Genomic DNA, 18,601 nt, shown 5'->3' on the forward strand with positions numbered 1-18,601 from the left:
GTGTTGATTACTGGAAATTGTAGGTCAGCACGGCCTGCTGAACTAACGGTTACGCAGGCCCCTGCCCGAGGCAATACCGGCCAGCATCTCTGTACTGTCCGGACTCGCCCCATTCCACGACATTGTGGTTTCGGGCTCTTCGAGCGGTGGCTCTACTGCCCTGCCTGGCCGGCGTCCTACTTTCCGGTGCCGGCCTCCGACGCGGGTCCCGTGGCTGTGCTGCCGGAGTGTCCGGCAGCCGTCGCATCCGTTCCGGGCTTTGAGCCGGCCGGTGCCGCCGCGGCTTCTTCCGTGGGGTCGGAAGCATGCCTGGAACCGCTGTGGTTATCAGGGAGATTACCACGCGAATCACTATCTGAGACAACATTGTCCGGATCACGGACCTCTGTGACGGTCTCACCATGTGGGCCCGCTGCTGCGGCCTTGTCCGGTTCGTGGCCCGCGAGGTACACCGTGTCCGGGTCCGGCCGGCCCTTGAGCCCGAGGAGGATGAACGCGGCCAGGGCTGCCAGGAACACAAAGATACTGGTCCAGACGTTGAGCCTGGTGGTGATGCCCAGGAGGCTGATCTGCTCGGCGTCGTCGATGCGCATCGCTTCAATCCAGACGCGGCCCAGCGTGTAGTACATGGCGTACAGCCAGAAGAGCCTGCTCCGGCGGAAGTTGAACCACCGGTCCAGGGCCAGCAGGATCAGGACCCCGGCCAGGTTCCACAGCGACTCGTAGAGGAACGTGGGGTGGAAGAGGGTGTCCGCGGGCATGCCGGCGGGAAAGTTGGGGTTGTCCGCGTCAACCTGCAGGCCCCACGGCAGGGTGGTGGGGCCGCCGAAGAGTTCCTGGTTGAAGTAGTTGCCCCACCGGCCCACGGCCTGGGCCAGGAGCAGGCCCGGCGCCGCGGCATCGACGAAGGCGCTGAGTTTGACTCCGCTGCGGCGGCAGCCGATCCACGCACCGACCGCACCGAGGACGACGGCGCCCCAGATACCCAGCCCACCCCGCTGGATCTGCGGGATCAGTGAGAGGTCTCCGGTGCCGTCGAAGCCCGGACCGAAATAGGCATCCGGTGACGAGACCACGTGGTACAGCCGGCCGCCGATGATGCCAAAGGGGATGGCCCAGATGACGATGTCCCAGACGCTGCCTTCGGGGGCACCGCGCTTGGCCCAACGGACGGAGGTCAGCCACAGTCCCACGACGATGCCCGCAAGGATGCACAGCGCGTAGGCGTGGATCCGCAGGCTGCCCCACGGGAGGGGAATGTCGAAGCCGGACCAGTCCGGACTGGGGATGCTGGCGGACACCATGGTGGGCGCCAGGGCGGCTGCCTGAAGGAGCGGCTGCATGGCTACGCCCCGGATTCCTGCGTGAGGCCGGCTTCCCGGATCAGGCCGGTGGCGAGGTCCTTGGTGAGGGCGCCGACGGCGTCCACTCCCCCGTCGCGGAGCGCTGCCACCAGGGCGGTGCCTACGATGACGCCTTCGGCGTAGGCCGCGATTTCGCGGACCTGGTCCGCGGTGGAGACGCCAAGGCCCACGCAGACGCGTTCGGCGCCAGCACCGTGCGCGGCAGCCACAACGTCCTTGGCCGCCGTGCTGACCGACGTCCGTGCGCCCGTGACGCCCATGATGGAAACGGCGTAGACGAAGCCGCGGCTCGCGTCGACGGTGCGCTGCATGCGCTCCGGGGTGGACGACGGCGCCACCAGGAACACCCGGTCGAGGCCGTACTTGTCAGAGGCCGCCATCCACTCGGCGGCCTCGTCCGGAATCAGGTCCGGCGTGATGAGGCCGGCGCCGCCGGCCTCGGCGAGCCGGCGCGAGAATTCATCCACGCCCATGCGGACCACGGGGTTCCAGTAGGTCATGACCAGGACGGCGGCGTCGGTCTTGCTGGTGATGCCGGCGACGACGTCGAACACCTGGCTGACGTGGAAGCCCTTGGCCAGTGCCTCGGTGGTGGCGGCCTGGATGACCTGGCCGTCCATGACGGGATCGGAATAGGGGATGCCAATTTCGATCAGGTCGGCACCGTTCTCTGCCAGGGCAATGCCGGCGGCGATGGTGTCCTCCACGTTGGGGTACCCGGCGGGAAGGTAGCCGATGAGGGCGGAACGTCCCTGGGAACGGGCCCTGTCGATCGCCGCTGCCGACTTGCTGTTCGTCTCTGCCTGGTCTGCGATGTCTGCGCTGCTCACAGCTGCTCCCCCTCTTTACCGATTTCCGATTCGGCGGAATTCTTGTCCAACAGGTCGAACCATTCGGCTGCGGTGGCCACGTCCTTGTCGCCGCGTCCGGAAAGGTTGACGATGATGATTTTTTCGCCCGCGGCGGCTGCATCTTCGGCGGCAAGCCGCTGGCCCACCTTGATGGCTCCAGCCAGCGCATGCGAGGACTCGATGGCGGGAATGATGCCCTCGGTGCGGCACAGGAGCCGGAAGGCATCCATCGCTTCGCCGTCCGTGATGGGCTCGTAGCTGACCCGTCCGATGTCGGCCAGGTAGGAGTGCTCCGGGCCTACGCCGGGGTAGTCCAGTCCGGCGGAGATCGAGTGCGACTCGATGGTCTGCCCGTCGTCGTCCTGCATCAGGTAGGAGCGTGCGCCGTGGAGGACCCCGGGCTTGCCCAGGGTAATGGTGGCGGCGTGCCGGCCCGTCTCCACGCCTTCGCCGCCGGCCTCGAACCCGTAGATCTTCACGCCGGGATCATCCAGGAACCCGTGGAAGATGCCGATGGCGTTGGAGCCGCCACCGATGCAGGCGCAGACAGCGTCCGGAAGCCGTCCTTCCTGCTCGAGGATCTGGGCGCGGGCTTCCTCGCCGATCACCTCGTGGAAGTACCGGACCATGGCGGGGAACGGGTGGGCTCCGGCAGCAGTGCCCAGCAGGTAGTGGGTATTGGAAACGTTGGCCACCCAGTCCCGGAGGGCGTCGTTGATGGCGTCCTTGAGGGTCTGGGACCCGCTGGTCACGGGAATGACCTTGGCCCCCAGCAGCTCCATGCGCGCAACGTTCAGCGCCTGGCGGCGGCAGTCCTCGGCGCCCATGTACACCACGCACTCCAGGCCCATGAGGGCGGCGGCGGTGGCACTGGCCACGCCGTGCTGGCCGGCGCCGGTTTCGGCGATGATGCGGGTCTTGCCCATGCGCTTTGCGAGCAGGGCCTGGCCCAGGACGTTGTTGATCTTGTGCGAGCCCGTGTGGTTGAGGTCCTCGCGCTTGAGGAACACCCGTACTCCCCCGGCGTGCTGGGAGAACCGCTTGGCTTCGGTGAGCAGGGACGGCCGGCCGGAGTAGTTCTTGTTCAGGTCCGCGATCTGGGCCCGGAAGTCGGGGTCGTCCTTGGCCTTGTTGAAGGTCTCTTCAAGTTCGTCCAGGGCGGCGATGAGGGACTCGGGCATCCATCGGCCCCCGTAGTTGCCGAAGTACGGCCCCGGGGCGTGGCGGAGGGATCCGCCCTGCAGGAATGCTTCCGCGGTGTTGTTGTCAGCGTTTCCCGAGGGTGCGTCAGCCATCAGTCCTGTCCTGTTCGATTGGTGTGGTCAAAAGTGTGCAGCTCCGGCTGGACGCCGGAACAGTGTGCCTGTCCTGCGGGGCCGCCAGTTGCCGGCCCCAACAGGATGAATGCCGTGTGCGTCAGGCGCGGGCGGCAATGGCCGCGGCACCTGCGGCAGTGAACTCGGCGATGCGTTCCCGCGGCGTGGCGTGGCTTACCAGGGCCTCGCCCACCAGTATGGCGTTGGCGCCGGTGGCGGCGTAATGCGTGACGTCGTCCGCGTCGCGCACGCCTGATTCGGCAACCACCACGGCCTCGGCCGGAATGAGCCCCGCCAGTGAGGCGAAGAGGGAACGGTCGACGTCGAGCGTCTTCAGGTTTCGCACGTTGACGCCGATGATCCGGGCGTTGGCAGCGATGGCCCGCCCGATCTCTTCCTCCGTGTGCGTCTCCACCAGCACGTTCATGCCGAGCTCCCGGCTCAGGGCGCTGAAATCGGTGAGCTGGGCGTCAGAAAGCGCGGCCACGATGAGCAGGATGAGGTCGGCGCCGTGGGCACGGGCCTCCCAGATCTGGTACTCGTCGAGCGTAAAGTCCTTGCGCAGCAAGGGGATGTCGACGGCGGCGCGCACGGCGTCGAGGTCGGCCAGCGACCCCTTGAAACGGCGCTGTTCGGTGAGGACGCTGATGACGGAGGCACCGCCGTCGGCGTACTGCGTTGCGAGCGACGCCGGGTCACCGATGCTGGCGAGGTCGCCCTTGGACGGGCTGCGTCGCTTGATTTCGGCGATGACTTTCAGCTGTTCCCGGGTTGGGGAGGTTCCGCCGAGGGCTGCCCAGGCGTCGCGGGCAGGTGCCGCGGCCTGGGCCAGGTCCTTCAGCTCAGCCAGGGAAACAAGCCGCTTCCTGGCGTCCATATCCTCCCTGACACCGGCGTTGATGTCGTCGAGAACAGTCGCCATCAGTGGCCGGAGTTCTTCAGCTTGCTGCCTTCGACGCCGTAGCCTGCCTTGCGCATGACGTAACCGAGGATCAGGCCGATGACCATGACCACGGCGCCGCCGATGAAGATGGGGGTGCTGGCGATGACGAAGGCGATGGCTGCGATGAGCGCACCGACGAGCATGACGATGACGCAGGTCCATGCGGCCGGGCTGTTGCCGTGGCCCAGTTCCTGGCTGTGGTCAATGGCGCCGGGGGCAACCGTGCGGGTGCCTGACTTGGAAACGGACGCAGGTGCTTTGCTCATGGAAATCTCCTCAGGATGGATACTGCTTACATTCTGCCATTTTTTGGCCGCCGTCCGCGTACCGCGGGGTCCGGCGCCGGGGCGGCTGCCGGCGGCCGCCGGCCTTAGGTGGGGTCTTCGCCGCGGGAGAGCCGGTCCCAGCTGTCGATCTCGTCCACCGGCCCTGCCGCTGCCATCGTTCCTGCGGCGCCGGGTGCGTCATATTTGGTGCGCGTCTTCCAGTAACGGGACGCGGGCAGGATCAGCAGGGCTGCCAGCGCCAGCAGGCAGCCGGCGACGACGGCGAGTAACGGAAAGGGGGTGAGCTCAACGTGCGCCTGGCTGCCGGAGATCCCCGTGGCGCCGGCAATGGTGCCCTGCGCGGCCGCGAGCGGATCTGCCAGGACAGTTGCCGCGGCAGTGACGACGCCGGCTGAGGCCAGGACGATGATGGCAGTGATGACCCACCGGGCAATCCTGCCGGCAATGGCAGCTGCCAGTCCCCCGGCAAGGGCCACCAGGGCCAAGGCCGTGACAGTGGTAGCGGCCTTGCTGCCCTGCACCTGGATGGCACTTTGGGTGGCAGCGGCCTGGCCTACCTGGTTGGGGTCAAGGGTGGCAGTCATCCAGGTCTGCGTGGTGGTGCCGAAGGCCGCCAGCGCAAGGAGCGCGATCAGCAGCACCAGCGTCGACTTGCGCGCCCACACCGGCGTGGTCCGGTTCGTCCGCGCGTTACCTGTCTTGCCGGCCTTGCCTTCAGTTGCTCCGGTACCCGGCATCAGGAATCCGCCCCGCCGGGAAAGGATTCCGCGGAAATGTTGTGCAGCGATCCTGCCGTGTGGACCGCGCGCAGCGGGGCGGCGGCCTTGTTGACGGTCTCCAGCGCCTCGGTGGGGTTCACCGAGTCAGCCACGATGCCGCCGCCGGCCTGGACGTAGGCGCGCCCTTCGCGGATCAGGGCGGATCGGATGGCGATGGCCATGTCCATGCCCCCTGCGAAGTCGAGGTAGCCCACCACGCCGCCGTAGATGCCGCGGCGGTGCGGTTCCAGTTCGTCGAGGAGGCGCAGGGCCCTGGGCTTGGGGGCGCCGGAGAGCGTGCCGGCCGGGAACGTGGCCTTCAGTACGTCGTAGGCCTTGGCCTGCGGGGCGAGCTGCCCCACCACGGTGGATACCAGGTGCATGATGTGGCTGAAGCGCTCCACCTCCATGAACTGGGTGACATCCACCGTGCCGGCAACGCAGACCTTGGAGAGGTCGTTGCGGGACAGGTCCACCAGCATCAGGTGCTCGGCGCGTTCCTTCTGGTCCGCCAGCAGTTCCTCTGCCAGGGCCTTGTCCGCTTCAACCGTTTTCCCGCGCGGACGGGAGCCGGCGATGGGGTGGGTGATGACCTCCTCGCCCGTGACCGTCACCAGTGCTTCCGGGGAGGACCCGACGATGGAGTATTCGCGGCCGTCGGCGTCTTCGAGGCTGAAGATGTACATGTAGGGGCTGGGGTTGGTGTTGCGCAGGACCCGGTACACGTCCAGCGCGGACGCCTTGCATTCCATCTCGAACCGGCGCGAGATCACCACCTGGAACACTTCGCCGTCAACGATCGCTTCCTTGCCGCGGTCCAGGGCCGCCAGGTACTCGGCCTCGTCCCAGCGCTCCTGGACGCTGGAAGCGAAGTCCAGGGCAGCAGGCGCCAGCACGGACACGGGCTGCACCACGGGAGCGCTGATCCTGGCCAGGAGTTCCTTGACCCTGGCCACGGCGTCGTGCCAGGCCTCATCCACGCGCTCGGAGCTGTTGTCGAAGTTGATGGCGTTCGCGATGAGCAGGACGGTGCCGTCCACGTTGTCGTGCACCGCCATGTCCGTGACCAGGTTCAGGGCCATCTCCGGCAGGTGGAGATCGTCCTCCGGCGGGCTGACCAGCCGTTCCCAGTGCCGGACGGTTTCCCACCCCAGGAAGCCCACCAGCCCGGATGTGAAGGGCGGCAGCCCTTCGAACCGGTCCGTGCGCAGGGCGTCGACCGTGTCGCGGATGGCGTCCACCGGGCTGCCGCTGACCGGGACGCCTGCGGGCGGCTCACCCAGCCAGTGCGCCTGGCCGTCCTTGGTGGTGAGTGTGGCACGGGACCTTGCACCGATGAAGGAGTACCGTGACCAGGCTCCGCCCACCGCTGCCGATTCCATGAGGAACGTGCCGGGCTGCCCCTGGGCCAGCTTCCGGTACAGGCCGATGGGGGTTTCGGCGTCGGCGAGGACCTTGAGCCGGACGGGAATGACGCGGCTGTGGCCGGCGAGTTCCCGGAACTCCTCAAGGCTTGGGCTGATGGTTCCGAGGTCCTGCATGGCTGTACTTGTCCGCCTGTTCTTCGAAAAGGCCCGGCCGTGCCGGCACCTTGAATGTGCTTTGCTGGATGCCCGGAGCCGGCTGGGGGCCGGCCCGGCAGCGTGTTCCGCTTAGCCTGCCTGGCCCGCCACCACGTCCAGGTCCCTGCCGTCGAAGCAGGTCCGGGTCCCTGTGTGGCAGGCGGCACCCACCTGGTCGACGCGCACCAGGAGTGCATCGCCGTCGCAGTCCATGGCCACGGATTTGACCCACTGGACGTGTCCCGAGGTGTCCCCCTTGCGCCAGTATTCCTGGCGGGAGCGGGAGTAGAACGTCACGCGCCCGGTGGTCATCGTTCGGTGGAGGGCTTCGTCGTCCATCCAGCCGAGCATGAGCACTTCATTCGTGTCGTACTGCTGCACCACAGCGGCCACCAGGCCGGCGCCGTCGCGCTTGAGCGCGGCGGCCACCTCCTTGGGAAGCGGGCTTGCCGGGGGCGCTGATTCCACGGACGACGCCGGCATGGACTGCACGGGCGCGGACACGGCGGATCCTGCGGTTTGGACGGGGGTTGGCTGCTCAGACATCGGCTCAAGTCTAGTGCCTCCGAGGCCCACCTCTCCTGTTGTGAACAACGGCACGCCACCGCCCGCCGCAGTGCTGCCCATCGCCGCACCACTCGTGCTAGTTTTCCAAGTGATGCATTTCGTCGAACCGTCCCGAGAAGTCCTGGCCGAAACCCTGCTTGCGGCCGGCCCTGATGCGCCCACGCTGTGCAAGGGCTGGCGTACCAGGGACCTTGCCGCGCACCTTTACCTGCGCGAGCGGAAGGCCGCCGTCGGGCTCGGTTTGATCATCAAGCGCCTGGCCAAGGCGTCGGACCAGGCTACTGCCAAACTGGCCGCCAAGCTCACCAGCAACGAGGACTACGCCCGGCTGGTGAACACGTTCCGCGCCGGACCGCCGGCCCTCTCGCCGATGAGCATCCGGGCGCTGGACGAGAGCGCCAACCTGATCGAGTACTTCGTGCATACGGAGGACGTCCGGCGCGCCGTGGACCGGTGGGCGCCCAGGGCACTGGACGAGGCGTACTCAGACGCCCTCTGGGACGAACTGGTCAAGCGCGCCGCCATCCTCTACCGCGGCGTGGACCTGGGCATTGTCCTGGTCCGGCCGTCCGGGCCCCGCCACGTGGCCAAGCGTGCACCTGTTTCGGTGGCCATCGTCGGTGAGCCGGGCGAACTGCTGATGCACGCCCATGGCCGCACCCGCCATGCCCTGGTCACCTTTGAAGGCCAGCCGGACGCGGTCGCCCTCCTCCAGTCCGCCGAAGTAGGACTCTAAAGACAAACTGACTCGCAGTTGTTGTCGTTATGAGCGTTCAAAACGACAACAACTGCCAGTCAGTTGGACGTCAGCGGACTTCGAAGCCTGCTTCACGGATGGCGTCCTTAACCTGGGACATCATGTTGTCCGGGCCCCAGTGGAAAATTGACGCGGCCAGGACGGCGTCCGCGCCGGCGGCGACGGCTGGCGGGAAGTGCGCCGGCTCCCCCGCGCCGCCGGAGGCGATGATGGGGACCCTGACGGCGGCCCGGACCAGTTTGATGAGTTCCAGGTCGAAGCCGTCCTTCGTGCCGTCGGCATCAATGGAGTTCAGCAGGATCTCCCCGACGCCACGGTCCGCTGCTTCCCTGGCCCATTCGACGGCGTCGATCCCGGTGCCGGTGCGGCCGCCGTGCGTGGTCACTTCGAAGCCCGACGGCGTGGGCTGGGACCCCGGCCGGGTGCGGCGGGCGTCGACGGACAGGACCAGCACCTGGGAGCCGAAGTGCCGGGTGATCTCATCGATGACATCCGGCCGGGCCACGGCAGCGGTGTTGATGGAAGCTTTGTCCGCGCCGTAGCGCAGGAGCTTGTCCACCTCGGCCACGCCGCGGACGCCGCCGCCAACGGTGAGCGGGATGAACACTTCCTCGGCGGTGCGCCGGACGACGTCGAACGTGGTCTCGCGGTTGCCGGAGGACGCGGTGACGTCAAGGAAGGTCAGTTCGTCGGCGCCGGCGTTGTCGTAGCGGTGGGCGAGCTCCACGGGGTCGCCCGCATCGCGGAGGCCCTCGAAGTTGACGCCCTTGACGACGCGGCCGGCGTCGACGTCAAGGCAGGGAATGACCCGTACTGCTACTGCCATGGGAACTCCTGGATATTCAGTGGTGCTGGGGGAAGCCGTTGATCAGATGCGGCAGGCGTGGATGCTGCTGACCAGGATGGCGCGGGCGCCCAGGTCGTACAGTTCATCCATGATCCGGTTGGTTTCCTTCTTGGGCACCATGGACCGGACGGCTACCCAGTCGGAATCGCGCAGCGGGGAGACCGTGGGCGATTCCAGGCCCGGGGTCAGGCCGGCGGCCTTTTCCACGAGTTCCTTGCGGATGTCGTAGTCCATCAGGACGTACTGGCGCGCCACCAGGACGCCCTGGAGGCGGCGGATGAGGACGTCGATTTCCTTTGCCGTGCCCTTGGCGGCACCACCGTTTCCAGTGCGGCGGATCAGGACCGCTTCGGACTTCAGGATGGGGTCACCGAAGATCTCCATGCCGGCGGCCTTGAGGGTATTGCCGGTTTCCACGACGTCGGCGATGGCGTCCGCGACGCCGAGGCGCACGGAGGATTCCACGGCGCCGTCGAGCCGGACCACCTTGGCGTTGATGCCGCGTTGAGCCAGGTAGTTGCGCAGCAGGCCGTCGTAGCTGGTGGCCAGGCGCTTGCCTTCGAGTTCGGCGGCGGAGCTGAAATCGCCCACCGGCCCGGCGAAGCGGAACGTGGAGGCGGCGAACCCCAAGGGAAGCAGCTCTTCGGCTTCCACCTCGGCGTCCAAAAGCAGGTCGCGGCCGGTGATGCCGACGTCGAGCGTTCCCTGGCCGACGTAGACCGCGATGTCGCGGGGGCGGAGGAAGAAGAACTCGATGTCGTTGTCGGGGTCCACCATGACCAGCTCGCGGCTGTCGCGCCGCTGGCGGTATCCGGCTTCGGAGAGCATGGCGGAGGCGGATTCGGACAGGGAGCCCTTGTTGGGGACGGCTACTCGCAGCATTGGAAATTCTTTCTGGGGTGGAAGGTCTTGGTTTTCAGGCAGTGCAGGCCACAGCGGGCACGGCGGAAAGTGCGCCGGGCCGGTGGCTACAGATGCTTGTAGACGTCTTCCAGGGTCAGGCCTTTGGCGAGCATCAGAACCTGCAGGTGGTACAGCAGCTGGGAGATTTCCTCGGCCGCAGCTTCATCGGATTCATATTCGGCAGCCATCCACACTTCGGCTGCTTCCTCAACGACTTTTTTGCCGATGCCGTGAACACCGGACTCCAATTCAGCGACGGTGCGGGAGCCTTCCGGGCGGGTGGCTGCCTTCTCGCTGAGCTCAGCGAACAGCGTCTCGAAATTCTTCACGCCCTCCAGCCTACTTGCTGCGGACGCGGCGGCGCTTCCCGGGTAGTTGCATGACGGGCGCGATGTGAGGGAATACACACCGCGCCCGTGCGGCGCGCCGCGGCTTAGCTGCGGTACTGCTTGAGGACGACGGCGGTGGCCAGCGCCGCCGTCACGGCCTCGTGGCCCTTGTCTTCCTTGGAGCCGGGCAGGCCGGCGCGGTCCAGGCCCTGTTGTTCGTTGTCGCAGGTGAGCACGCCGAAGCCTACCGGCACGCCGGTGGACACGCTGACGTCGGTGAGGCCCGACGTCGCGGCCTGGCAGACGTAATCGAAGTGCGGGGTCCCGCCGCGGATCACGACGCCGAGGGCCACCACGGCGTCAAAGTGCGGTGCCAGCCGCGCGGCAGCAACGGGAAGTTCGAAGCTGCCGGGAACCCGAAGCACGGTGGGCTCGGCGATGCCGGCATCCTTGGCGGCACGGAGTGCGCCGTCCAGGAGTCCGTCCATGATCTGCGTGTGCCAGCTGGCAGCAATGATTGCCAGTTTCAGCTGCGAGGTTTCAGCGGGGTTGAGGGTGCTGAGGTCAATGTCGGGGGCGCCGTGTCCGCTCATGGGTTTCTTGTGTTCCGTTCGTTCGTGAAGACGTCAGTCTTGTTCGTGGTCGTAGGGGGTTTCGGGGGCCGTCACGGGCACGGGAGCCGCCTCGGTGTCCAGCAGCAGCCGGTGTTCCATGCGGTCCTTCTTGGTGCGCAGGTACCGGATGTTCTGTTCGCGGGAGGGGACCTCTGTGGGTACCATTTCCACCACTGTCACCCCGGCCTTGGCCAGCCTGTTCTGCTTGTCCGGATTGTTGCTGAGCAGCCGTACTTCATGCAGCCCCATTTCGGCGAGGATCTGCGCCGCGGCCTTGTAGCACCGGGCATCAACGGGCAGCCCCAGCTGCTCGTTGGCCTCGACGGTGTCAAAGCCGGCCTCCTGCAGCGCATAGGCCTTGATCTTGTTGGCCAGGCCAATGCCGCGGCCTTCCTGGCCGCGAAGGTAGAGCAGGGTTCCGCCGTTGTCCCGGATCAGTTCCAGCGCGAAGGCGAGCTGTTCCCCGCAGTCGCACCGGTAGGACCCGAAGACATCGCCGGTGAGGCATTCGGAGTGCAGCCGGACAAGGGGTGCTTTTCCGTCGGTGGGAGCATTGGGGGAACTGACGGCCAGGTGTTCCACGCCGGTCACGAGGTCCGTCCACGCCTGCGCCACGAAGTCGCCAAAGGCGGTGGGCAGTTGCACCACGGGCCCTCCGCTGACGGGGTGGGGCGCCTCACCGGACACCGCGTGGGTCTTCCGGTGACCGTTGTGGTGGCTGTCGCCGCTGCCTGCCGCTGCCGTCATCGTTTCTCCTTTTCTCCGCCCGGGACCGCCCGGGCATCCTCATCCGGGGCGCCCCCGGCCCCGGCTTCAAGATACGCCACCAGGTCCTCGATGGAGATGAGGGGGCACCCATGTTCAGCTGCGAACGAACGGAGCCCGTCCAGGCGCATCATCTCACCGTCGTCGTACACCACTTCCGCGATCACCCCTACGGGTTCAAGGCCTGCGAGGCGGCACAGGTCCACAGCGGCCTCGGTGTGGCCCTGGCGTTCCCGCACACCTCCCTCAACTGCACGGAGCGGGAAAATATGCCCCGGCCGGGTCACGGATGCCGGTCCGGCCTGCGGGTCCGCCAGGATGCGCGCCGACAGGGCCCGATCGGTGGCGGAGATCCCCGTGCTGACACCGGAGGCGGCGTCACAGGAGACGGTATAGGCCGTGCCTTTTGCGTCCTCGTTGACGGCGGTCATGGGGGGCAGTGCCAGTGCATCGGCGCGGTCCCCGGTGAGCGGCACGCAGATCACGCCGGAGCTGTAGCGGATGGTCCAGCCCATCAGCGCCGGCGTGGCATGCTGGGCGGCGAAGATGATGTCGCCTTCGTTTTCGCGGTCCTCGTTATCGACCACCAGCACGGGACGTCCGGCGGCCATGGCGCGCACGGCGTCCGCGATGGAGTCCAGTCCCTCGTTGGCCACGGCCCGCTCGAGGCGTACTGCTGCGTTCACCGTGCGCCTCCCGCGATGGCGGCTTCGGTTTCGCCGCTGCCGGCCGGGGCTCCGGCGCCACGGAAGGCAAGCAGCCGTTCGGTGTATTTGGCCAGGACGTCGACTTCCAGGTTCACCCGGCTGCCGGTGGTCTTGGTGCCCAGGCCGGTTTCCGCGAGGGTGGTGGGGATCAGCCCCACTTCGAACCAGGGTTCCTGCTCGGCTGCCGGGCTGACGGCCGTCACGGTGAGGGAAACACCGTCAATGGCGATGGAGCCTTTTTCGGCGATGTAGCGGGCCAGGTTGGCGGGAACGCCGAAACGCAGCCGCTCCCAGTTGCCCTGGGGTTCGCGTTCCAGCAGGACGCCCACCCCGTCAACATGGCCTTGCACCACGTGGCCGTCCAGGCGCCCGCCTGCAGGAACGCAGCGCTCCAGGTTGACGGAGTCGCCTGCACGGAGCTCGCCAATGGTGCTCCGGACCAGGGTCTCCCCCATGACGTCCACGCTGAAGTCCTTGCCGTCAAGTGCGGTTGCCGTCAGGCAAACCCCGTTGACGGCGATGGAGCCGCCAAGTGCCAGGCCTTCGGTGGAGGACGGTGCGTGGAGCCGGACGGTGGCACTGGTGTCTCCGTCGCGCTCCACCGACAGCACCTGCCCCTGCTCGGCGATAATTCCGGTGAACATCAGTAGCCTCCCTGGGCTTGCCCCGCGCTGCCGCGGGTTGGTGGGTGATCGAGTGCAACTATCCGTTGCGGTCTGAGGTGGAGCCGAAGGTCCCGTCCCAGCGTCCGCACCGCGCCGCCGTCGGACGCGTCCCAGTCCCATTGCTGGGCGTCGGGAAGGCTGGTGATGCCCAGCCCGTTCAGTGCAGGTGTGCCGGATCCCAGCAGGGTGGGCGCCAGGTACACGATGAGTTCGTCCACCAGTCCGGCCGACAGGAAGGAGCTCAGGATGCTGGATCCGCCCTCCACCATGACGTGGCGGATGCCGGACGAGTACAGCATGGACAGCGCTTCGTGGGGGTCGCGGGTGGGAAGGTGGACGGCCAGGCCGTCGTCGCCGTGGATCGCAGCGCCCTCCGGAATCCCACGCAGGCCCATGACGGCACGAACCGGCTGCTTGGGCGCTGGGTTGCCGGCGGCGTCGCGGGCGTTCAGCCGGGGGTTGTCCACCAGCACGGTCTGGGTGCCCACCAGGATGGCGTCGATGCGGCTGCGGATCCCGTGGTTGTCCGCCAGGGACTCGGGGCTGGAAATCCACTGGCTGGTGCCGTCTTCGGCGGCGATGCGGGCGTCAAGGGTCTGCGCGATGTGGAGGGTGACGAAGGGCCGCTTGGCGGCCACTGCCTCGAACCACTGGCGGTTCAGGTCCAGGGCTTCGTCGGCGCCCAGTCCGCTGCGGACCCGGACGCCTGCTGCGCGCAATGTTGCCGCGCCCCCGGCAGCGGGGTCATGGGGGTCATCGACGGCGTAGACCACGTCCGTGATCCCGGCGGCGATGATCGCTTCCGTGCACGGCCCGGTGCGGCCCACATGGTTGCACGGTTCCAGCGTCACCACCATGGTGCAGCCAGCCAGATCCAGCCCGGCGGCGGCAGCCTGGGCAATTGCGTCGGCCTCGGCGTGTGCGGTGCCGGCGCCCCGGTGGTAGCCGGCAACGAGTTCCCGGCCGTCAGGGCTTACGACGACGGCACCCACCAGGGGGTTCGCGCCGCGCGGGCCTTGGAGTGCTGCCTGGAGGGCGTTCTCCATGGCGCGGGTTTCGGCGGCGCTGAAGGCAGTGACCATCCCGGCGGCCGGCTGAAGCTTCACGGCGCCCGTCATGCGGCTGCCCTAGTGGAGGTGGTGTTGCCTGCCTTTGAAGCAGCAGGGCTTGCGGCGTCAAAGAGCCATCGCTGCGGGTTCATCCGTGTGTCGTTCCTTCCCTGTCGAACCGCGATGGCTCCGGGGATACGACAGCAGAACGCTGCGGAGCCCAAAGGCTGCGCAGATACAGCTGTACGTGCTTCTCTCATCCAGACTTTAACTGTCGGTACCGGAATTCCACCGGTTCAACCGTCTGCCGGAATCCTCCTGGGAGGACACCGGCTCGCGGGTCGCGGACTGTCACCGCCGGTTCGGACTTACACCGACCCCGGAGCACGTATGTGTGTTGTTATTGTGCCACAACCCGGATGGGCTCCCGGTTATTCCGTCGCCGCGCGTAATGTCCGGCTGCCCTTGGCGCGCAGCAGGTCGATGGCGGCGGACGGATCGTCGGCGCCGTACACGGCGGAACCGGCCACAAAAACGTTGGCCCCGGCCTCGGCGGCCCGGGCAATGGTGTCTTCCGTGATGCCGCCGTCCACCTGGATTGCGAGCCCCAACCCGGAGCCTTCCACCGCCGCCCGGGCCCTGCGGATCTTGGGCAGCGTGATGTCCAGGAACGCCTGGCCGCCGAAGCCCGGTTCCACGGTCATGATGAGCAGCATGTCCAGTTCCGGCAACATGTCCAGATAGGGTTCCACCGGGGTTGCGGGGCGCAAGGCCATGCCCGCTTTGGATCCCCTGCTGCGCAGTTCCCGCGCCAGCTTGATGGGCGCAATGGAAGCCTCCGCGTGGAACGTCACCGAGGCCAGGCCGGCGTCGGCGAACCCGGGCGCCCAGCGGTCCGCATCGGCAATCATCAGGTGGGCGTCGAGCGGTACGGGACTGACGGCCTGGATCCGCTGTACCACCGGCAACCCGATGGTCAGGTTGGGGACAAAGTGGTTGTCCATGACGTCCACGTGCACGGCGTCGGCATTGCTGATCCGCTGCAGTTCGGCCTCAAGGTTGACGAAGTCGGCGGAGAGGATGCTCGGGTTGATGCAGCATTGCGTCACGGGGGGTGCCTTTCACTGGTTGTTCTGGTCCCACGACGTAATTCACGCCGTGGTTGCTGGATGTCACGCCGTTCCTGCTGGTCAGGCCTTCTTCTGAATCAGCGCCAGGAACATCGCGTCGGTGTGGTGGATGTGGGGCCAGAGCTGCGCCGTCAGCTCATGGCCGGCGCCGAGGCTCCCGGTCAGGCTGACCGCGTCCAGGGCTGCACCGGCGTCGAGGAGTTCCAGGTCAGGGCGCTTGCGCAGAACGTCGTCGACCACGGCGGTAGTCTCGGCGGGATGCGGTGAACAGGTCACGTAGGCCACCACTCCCCCTGGGCGGACAGCGGCCAGGGCCGATCCCAGCAGTTCGCGCTGCAGTGGCCCGAGGTCGGCAATGTCCTTGGGCGAGCGCCGCCACCGGGACTCGGGCCTGCGGCGGAGTGCCCCCAGGCCCGTGCAGGGAACGTCCACCAGGACGCGGTCATACCGCTCCGGCTGCTCGGCCCCCACTTCCCGGCCGTCGCCGGTGCGGACCTGCCAGCTGGCGTGCGGGACGGCGGACAGTGCCTGACTGACCAGCTTGGCCCGGTGCGGAGCGGGCTCGTTCGCGAGGAGCGTGGCACCATGCTGGTGTGCCAGCGCGCCCAGGAGCGCTGCCTTTCCGCCGGGACCGGCACAGAGATCAAGCCATGCTTCAGCGTCACCGCCCGTGGATACACTTCCGGCGCCGTCCGGTCCCCCGGGCGCACCGAGGTCCACCGCGGCCAGGGCCCTGGCCACCAGTTGGGAACCGACGTCCTGCACCCGGGTGGTACCGGCACGGACGGAGGCCAGGCGGCCCAGGTCCCCGCCGCTGGAAAGGGCGGAACCTTCGACCAGTTCCCCCGGGGTAGCGCCGTTTTCCAGCGCTTCGTCCAGGCTGCCGAGGCCGGGCAGGGCTACGAGGTTAACCACAGGTGCGTCATTGTCCGCTTCCAGCAGATCGTCGATCTCTGCTGCGGAACGGCCGTGGGCAACGAGCGACTGTCGCATGGCCCGGACGATCCACTCCGGGTGGGCGTACCTCACCGCGGCTACCTTGGTAGCGTCCGTTTCGCCTTCCACCAGCAGGTCCAGCCATTCCTCGAGGCTCCGGGCGGCCACCTTGCGTAGGACCGCGTTGATCAGCGTCGACGGGCCGGCGCCGATAACCGCGCGGGCGAGTCCCACGGTCTGGTCCAGTGCAGCGTGGGCGGGGACCCGCATGGCAAGCAGTTGGTGGGCACCGATGCGGAGGGCATCCAGGATGGCCGGATCAAGCTGGGCCAGGGGACGGTCCACGCACCGCGCCAGGATGGCGTCATAGGTGCCTTGGCTCCGCAAGGCCCCATAGCTCAGTTCGGTGGCGAATCCGGCGTCCCGCTTGTCCAGGTGGTGGTGCCGGATCCGTGCGGGCAGCACCAGGTTGGCGTAGGCGTCATCCGCCGCCACGGCACGGAGCACCTCGAAGGCCACCAGGCGGGCGGGATCTGCGCGTCTGGTGCGTTGGGACGGCGCCTGCTCGGTGAAGCTCCGTTGCGGCCCGCGGTTGCGTTCCCGCCCCTTGGCGTTCCGCCGGCTGGCGTCCCGGGGACCGCCGTTGCCACGGCCGCCGCCGGCAGGTCCGCCGCTGCCGGCCTGGCCGCCTGAGTTGCCTTCGGATCCGGTCATTCGAACACCACGCTCTCAAGTGAAGCCAAACCGCGCGCCCAGTCGGCGGCGGCCATCATCTTTTTCCCGGCGGGCTGGATTCGGGTAAGTTCCACCGCGTGCGAACCTGTCCCCACCAGCACGGCCTTGCCCTGCAGGGCCACGGCTCCCGGGGCGAGCCCGGAAACATCCTGCCGGAGCCGGACGGGCTCGAGTTTGACCCGCTGCCCGTCCAGCAGGGTCCAGGCGCCGGGTTCCGGGGTGACACCGCGGGCCTGCCTGCTGATGGCAAGGGCGGGGTGGGCCCAGTTGAGGTGGCCGTCCTCCAGGGTCAGTTTCGGCGCCAGTGTGACATCGCCGGCCTGTGGCTGCGGCGCCGCTTTTCCGGCATCGATGGCAGACAGCGTCTGGGCCAGGAGGACCGCGCCGCTGTGTGACAGCCGCTCCAAAAGGTCACCAGCGGTGTCCTGGGGTTTGACAGTCTCCGTCAGGGTGCCGAACACGGGCCCGGTGTCCAGGCCTTCCTCGAGCTGGAAGGTTACGGCGCCGGTGACATCGTCTCCGGCCATGACTGACCTCTGCACCGGAGCAGCTCCACGCCAGGCGGGCAGGAGGGAGAAATGCAGATTGACCCAGCCGTAGCGTGGGATGCCCAGGGCGGCAGGAGGAACCAGTCCGCCGTAGGCAACGATGGCGGCAATGTCCGGCTGCACGGCGGAGATCCCGGCAATGGCGTCTGCGTCTACGCGCGCAGCGTGGATCACTTCGATGCCGAGTTCGGCGGCCCGCTGCGCAACGGGCGACGGCGTCAGCACGCGTTTCCGGCCTATCGGCGCGTCGGGACGGGTCAGGACGGCGACGACATTGAACCCTGCATTAACAAGTGCGTCCAGGGATGGCACGGCGACGGCGGGTGTCCCCGCGAAGAGGACCCTCACCCGGCTGCGCCGAAGCTGGAGCCGGGGGTGCTGGTTCCACCAAAGCTTCCCCCGCCGAAACTTGAGCCAACACTCTTGGCGCGTTTGGCCGTGGTGCGCCCGGCGACGGCGTCGTAATTGGCGTTGCGGATGGACCGCAGAGCCGCCTTCCGGTCCTCGCCCTCAAGGCGGTCGGTGTACAGGATGCCGTCCAGGTGGTCGTTTTCGTGCTGGAAGCAGCGTGCCAGCATGCCTTCACCATCAACGGTAACCGGGTTGCCGTGCATGTCCACGCCGGTGACGCGGGTGGCACGGAAGCGGCGGACCGGGAAGCCGAGTCCCGGGATGGACAGGCAGCCTTCCACGTGGTCCGGCTGGTAGTCGTCGCTGTTCTCCAGAACGGGATTGATGATGTGGCCTTCAACGCCGTCGATCCGGTAGGTGAAGATGCGCTTGCTGACGCCGATCTGGGGAGCGGCGAGGCCGGCTCCGTCCACGTCCTCCATGGTCTCGGTCATGTCGGCGACCAGTTTGGCAAGCTCGGGTCCGAATTCCGTCACGGGATCGGCAACTGTGCGCAGCACAGGATCGCCGATGATGCGGATATTCAGAATAGCCATGCGCTGGGTGTCCTCACGGTT

Annotated in this window: 21 protein-coding genes and 1 riboswitch; of the genes, 1 reads left to right on the plus strand and 20 read right to left on the minus strand. The window is 67.6% G+C overall.

What is annotated here, in order from left to right; all coding sequences use genetic code 11:
• Positions 1-176: 176 nt before the first annotated feature.
• From lgt to hisI, 8 genes are all read right to left on the minus strand, one after another.
• On the minus strand, positions 177-1,343 hold the full coding sequence (lgt, locus tag ACTHQS_RS14970) for a prolipoprotein diacylglyceryl transferase (protein ID WP_440170415.1): 1,167 nt from the start codon (positions 1,341-1,343) through the stop codon (positions 177-179).
• Between the two features lie 2 nt (positions 1,344-1,345).
• Positions 1,346-2,194, minus strand: a complete 849-nt coding sequence (gene trpA / locus ACTHQS_RS14975) for a tryptophan synthase subunit alpha (RefSeq protein ID WP_440170417.1) — start codon at positions 2,192-2,194, stop codon at positions 1,346-1,348.
• Positions 2,191-3,510, minus strand: a complete 1,320-nt coding sequence (gene trpB / locus ACTHQS_RS14980) for a tryptophan synthase subunit beta (protein ID WP_440170419.1) — start codon at positions 3,508-3,510, stop codon at positions 2,191-2,193. The genes trpA and trpB overlap by 4 nt, the downstream gene beginning before the upstream one ends.
• 121 nt (positions 3,511-3,631) lie before the next feature.
• Complete coding sequence (gene trpC / locus ACTHQS_RS14985) at positions 3,632-4,453, minus strand: indole-3-glycerol phosphate synthase TrpC (protein WP_440170421.1); 822 nt, start codon at positions 4,451-4,453, stop codon at positions 3,632-3,634.
• Positions 4,453-4,740: an HGxxPAAW family protein gene (locus tag ACTHQS_RS14990; protein ID WP_056333411.1), complete on the minus strand. Its 288-nt coding sequence runs from the start codon at positions 4,738-4,740 to the stop codon at positions 4,453-4,455. Before ACTHQS_RS14990 ends, trpC begins: the two co-directional genes overlap by 1 nt.
• Before the next feature lie 104 nt (positions 4,741-4,844).
• Positions 4,845-5,498, minus strand: coding sequence for a Trp biosynthesis-associated membrane protein (locus tag ACTHQS_RS14995; protein ID WP_440170424.1), 654 nt, complete (start codon positions 5,496-5,498; stop codon positions 4,845-4,847).
• A complete protein-coding gene (locus tag ACTHQS_RS15000; protein WP_440170427.1) occupies positions 5,498-7,060 on the minus strand; it encodes an anthranilate synthase component I in 1,563 nt (520 codons plus the stop codon). Before ACTHQS_RS15000 ends, ACTHQS_RS14995 begins: the two co-directional genes overlap by 1 nt.
• A gap of 111 nt (positions 7,061-7,171) precedes the next feature.
• Positions 7,172-7,627 (minus strand): phosphoribosyl-AMP cyclohydrolase, encoded by a 456-nt coding sequence (gene hisI, locus ACTHQS_RS15005; RefSeq protein WP_440170429.1) that lies wholly within the window; start codon positions 7,625-7,627, stop codon positions 7,172-7,174.
• Between the two features lie 112 nt (positions 7,628-7,739).
• Between hisI and ACTHQS_RS15010 the strand changes: the two genes are divergently transcribed.
• The gene (locus ACTHQS_RS15010) at positions 7,740-8,384 is read left to right on the plus strand and encodes a TIGR03085 family metal-binding protein (RefSeq protein WP_110544633.1); all 645 of its coding nucleotides are present in this window, start codon (positions 7,740-7,742) and stop codon (positions 8,382-8,384) included.
• Between the two features lie 70 nt (positions 8,385-8,454).
• On the opposite strand, the gene hisF is transcribed toward ACTHQS_RS15010, so the two are convergent.
• From hisF to def, 12 genes are all read right to left on the minus strand, one after another.
• Positions 8,455-9,231, minus strand: coding sequence for an imidazole glycerol phosphate synthase subunit HisF (hisF, locus tag ACTHQS_RS15015; protein WP_440170433.1), 777 nt, complete (start codon positions 9,229-9,231; stop codon positions 8,455-8,457).
• A 42-nt stretch (positions 9,232-9,273) separates the two neighbouring features.
• Positions 9,274-10,134 (minus strand): ATP phosphoribosyltransferase, encoded by an 861-nt coding sequence (gene hisG, locus ACTHQS_RS15020; RefSeq protein WP_440170436.1) that lies wholly within the window; start codon positions 10,132-10,134, stop codon positions 9,274-9,276.
• A gap of 86 nt (positions 10,135-10,220) precedes the next feature.
• Positions 10,221-10,484: a phosphoribosyl-ATP diphosphatase gene (locus ACTHQS_RS15025; protein ID WP_009358176.1), complete on the minus strand. Its 264-nt coding sequence runs from the start codon at positions 10,482-10,484 to the stop codon at positions 10,221-10,223.
• A gap of 104 nt (positions 10,485-10,588) precedes the next feature.
• The gene (ribH, locus tag ACTHQS_RS15030; RefSeq protein ID WP_018770776.1) at positions 10,589-11,077 is read right to left on the minus strand and encodes a 6,7-dimethyl-8-ribityllumazine synthase; all 489 of its coding nucleotides are present in this window, start codon (positions 11,075-11,077) and stop codon (positions 10,589-10,591) included.
• Between the two features lie 33 nt (positions 11,078-11,110).
• Positions 11,111-11,845: a GTP cyclohydrolase II gene (gene ribA, locus ACTHQS_RS15035; RefSeq protein ID WP_440170438.1), complete on the minus strand. Its 735-nt coding sequence runs from the start codon at positions 11,843-11,845 to the stop codon at positions 11,111-11,113.
• Positions 11,842-12,549, minus strand: coding sequence for a 3,4-dihydroxy-2-butanone-4-phosphate synthase (ribB, locus tag ACTHQS_RS15040; RefSeq protein ID WP_440170440.1), 708 nt, complete (start codon positions 12,547-12,549; stop codon positions 11,842-11,844). Before ribB ends, ribA begins: the two co-directional genes overlap by 4 nt.
• Positions 12,546-13,214 carry a riboflavin synthase gene (locus ACTHQS_RS15045; protein ID WP_440170443.1) on the minus strand — a complete coding sequence of 223 codons (669 nt, stop codon included), beginning with the start codon at positions 13,212-13,214 and terminating at the stop codon, positions 12,546-12,548. Before ACTHQS_RS15045 ends, ribB begins: the two co-directional genes overlap by 4 nt.
• Entirely contained in the window at positions 13,214-14,353 is a 1,140-nt protein-coding gene (gene ribD / locus ACTHQS_RS15050; protein ID WP_440170444.1) for a bifunctional diaminohydroxyphosphoribosylaminopyrimidine deaminase/5-amino-6-(5-phosphoribosylamino)uracil reductase RibD, read from the minus strand. Before ribD ends, ACTHQS_RS15045 begins: the two co-directional genes overlap by 1 nt.
• Positions 14,354-14,527: 174 nt before the next feature.
• A riboswitch (FMN riboswitch) is annotated at positions 14,528-14,676 on the minus strand.
• A gap of 39 nt (positions 14,677-14,715) precedes the next feature.
• Positions 14,716-15,393, minus strand: a complete 678-nt coding sequence (gene rpe / locus ACTHQS_RS15055) for a ribulose-phosphate 3-epimerase (RefSeq protein ID WP_440170446.1) — start codon at positions 15,391-15,393, stop codon at positions 14,716-14,718.
• An 81-nt stretch (positions 15,394-15,474) separates the two neighbouring features.
• A complete protein-coding gene (locus ACTHQS_RS15060; protein ID WP_440170448.1) occupies positions 15,475-17,064 on the minus strand; it encodes an RsmB/NOP family class I SAM-dependent RNA methyltransferase in 1,590 nt (529 codons plus the stop codon).
• Positions 17,061-17,981, minus strand: a complete 921-nt coding sequence (fmt, locus tag ACTHQS_RS15065) for a methionyl-tRNA formyltransferase (RefSeq protein WP_440170450.1) — start codon at positions 17,979-17,981, stop codon at positions 17,061-17,063. Before fmt ends, ACTHQS_RS15060 begins: the two co-directional genes overlap by 4 nt.
• Complete coding sequence (def, locus tag ACTHQS_RS15070; protein ID WP_440170452.1) at positions 17,978-18,580, minus strand: peptide deformylase; 603 nt, start codon at positions 18,578-18,580, stop codon at positions 17,978-17,980. Before def ends, fmt begins: the two co-directional genes overlap by 4 nt.
• Between the last annotated feature and the right edge of the window lie 21 nt (positions 18,581-18,601).

This window comes from Arthrobacter sp. SAFR-044, assembly GCF_051965175.1.
Taxonomy (GTDB): domain Bacteria; phylum Actinomycetota; class Actinomycetes; order Actinomycetales; family Micrococcaceae; genus Arthrobacter.

Coding starts and splice junctions, on each gene's coding strand:
- lgt (WP_440170415.1), bottom strand. CDS start 1,343: ATGCAGCCGCTCCTTCAGGCAGCCGCCCTGGCGCCCACCATGGTGTCC.
- trpB (WP_440170419.1), bottom strand. CDS start 3,510: ATGGCTGACGCACCCTCGGGAAACGCTGACAACAACACCGCGGAAGCA.
- trpC (WP_440170421.1), bottom strand. CDS start 4,453: ATGGCGACTGTTCTCGACGACATCAACGCCGGTGTCAGGGAGGATATG.
- ACTHQS_RS14990 (WP_056333411.1), bottom strand. CDS start 4,740: ATGAGCAAAGCACCTGCGTCCGTTTCCAAGTCAGGCACCCGCACGGTT.
- ACTHQS_RS14995 (WP_440170424.1), bottom strand. CDS start 5,498: ATGCCGGGTACCGGAGCAACTGAAGGCAAGGCCGGCAAGACAGGTAAC.
- ACTHQS_RS15000 (WP_440170427.1), bottom strand. CDS start 7,060: ATGCAGGACCTCGGAACCATCAGCCCAAGCCTTGAGGAGTTCCGGGAA.
- hisI (WP_440170429.1), bottom strand. CDS start 7,627: ATGTCTGAGCAGCCAACCCCCGTCCAAACCGCAGGATCCGCCGTGTCC.
- ACTHQS_RS15010 (WP_110544633.1), top strand. CDS start 7,740: ATGCATTTCGTCGAACCGTCCCGAGAAGTCCTGGCCGAAACCCTGCTT.
- hisF (WP_440170433.1), bottom strand. CDS start 9,231: ATGGCAGTAGCAGTACGGGTCATTCCCTGCCTTGACGTCGACGCCGGC.
- hisG (WP_440170436.1), bottom strand. CDS start 10,134: ATGCTGCGAGTAGCCGTCCCCAACAAGGGCTCCCTGTCCGAATCCGCC.
- ribH (WP_018770776.1), bottom strand. CDS start 11,077: ATGAGCGGACACGGCGCCCCCGACATTGACCTCAGCACCCTCAACCCC.
- ribA (WP_440170438.1), bottom strand. CDS start 11,845: ATGACGGCAGCGGCAGGCAGCGGCGACAGCCACCACAACGGTCACCGG.
- ACTHQS_RS15045 (WP_440170443.1), bottom strand. CDS start 13,214: ATGTTCACCGGAATTATCGCCGAGCAGGGGCAGGTGCTGTCGGTGGAG.
- ribD (WP_440170444.1), bottom strand. CDS start 14,353: ATGACGGGCGCCGTGAAGCTTCAGCCGGCCGCCGGGATGGTCACTGCC.
- ACTHQS_RS15060 (WP_440170448.1), bottom strand. CDS start 17,064: ATGACCGGATCCGAAGGCAACTCAGGCGGCCAGGCCGGCAGCGGCGGA.
- def (WP_440170452.1), bottom strand. CDS start 18,580: ATGGCTATTCTGAATATCCGCATCATCGGCGATCCTGTGCTGCGCACA.